This is a genomic window from Nocardiopsis sp. TNDT3 (genome assembly GCF_003427465.1).
Classification (GTDB): domain Bacteria; phylum Actinomycetota; class Actinomycetes; order Streptosporangiales; family Streptosporangiaceae; genus Nocardiopsis; species Nocardiopsis dassonvillei.
This window is the reverse complement of record NZ_QPFC01000491.1, coordinates 1-1093: the sequence shown is the minus strand read 5'-3', so window position 1 is coordinate 1093 and position 1093 is coordinate 1. Positions and strand designations below refer to the sequence as shown.

Sequence of the window (1093 nt, the reverse complement as noted above, 5' to 3'; positions counted from 1 at the left end):
AGGTCGCAGGTTCAAATCCTGTCCCCGCTACCAGACCCGGACCCGGGAGAAATCCCGGGTCCGTCGGTTTTCCGGATCCCCCCTTTTGCGGAGGGGAACGGAAGGCGGGTTCCTCCAGGGGAGCCCGGGCGGTCGGACCAGGGCGCAAGCGCTGGTAGGATTGCCGAAGGCGGTCGGGAAACCGACTGCCGAAGGGTGGGATCTCCACCGGTTTTCCACGCGGAAACGCAGGGAAAACCGATTTGCCACCAGGGGCCAAACCCCCTAAAATAGAGATCACGACGCGGGGTGGAGCAGTTCGGTAGCTCGCTGGGCTCATAACCCAGAGGTCGCAGGTTCAAATCCTGTCCCCGCTACCAGCAAAACGCCGGGCGCATTTCGCGCCCGGCGTTTTTCGTGTGCCCGAGCGGCGGTGCGCCGCCCGGTCTCCCGGGCGGCGCGCGCTCAGCGGGTACGGCCCTCCACGAGTTCGACCACCCGGTCGGCCCGCTCGGCCACCTTGGGGTCGTGGGTCACCACGACCACCGCCGCGTCGCGGATCCGGGCCTGCTCCAGCAACTGGTCCATGATCATGGTGCTGCTGGCGGCGTCCAGTGCGCCCGTGGGCTCGTCGGCGAGGATCAGGGCGGGCTCCCGGCTCAGCGCCCGCGCCAGGGCCACACGCTGCTGCTCACCGCCGGAGAGCTGGTGCGGCTGCGAGTGCAGCCGGTGCCCCAGCCCCACGGCCTCCAGCAGTTCGCGGGCCCGCGCCCGGCGGCGCAGCAGCGGCACGCCGCCGAGCACCATCGGCACGCCGACGTTGGCCAGGGCGGTCCGCCGCTCCAGCAGGTGGAACTGCTGGAACACGAAGCCGATCCCCTCGCCGCGCAGGCGCGACCTCGGGCCCTCGCCCAGGCGGGTGGTGTCCACGCCGTCGAACGTGTACGTGCCGCCGCTGGGCCGGTCGAGCAGGCCCAGCACGTTGAGCAGGGTGGACTTGCCCGAGCCGGACTGGCCGACGATCGCCACCACCTCGCCCCGCCCCACCCGGAACGTGCAGTCGCGCAGCACGTCGATCCGGGCCCCCGACACCGTGAAGTGCCGGGTCATCCCC

General features: G+C 71.0%; 1 protein-coding gene and 1 tRNA gene. One reads left to right on the top strand and one right to left on the bottom strand.

Features of this window, described 5'->3' with window-relative positions; genetic code table 11:
* Positions 1 to 282: 282 nt before the first annotated feature.
* Positions 283 to 359 (top strand) — tRNA-Met (locus DQW06_RS12800).
* Positions 360 to 444: 85 nt separating this feature from the next.
* Here DQW06_RS12800 and DQW06_RS12795 read toward each other — a convergent pair.
* Positions 445 to 1093 (bottom strand): ABC transporter ATP-binding protein (locus DQW06_RS12795; RefSeq protein WP_157983428.1); only part of this gene is annotated, 649 nt, incomplete at its 5' end.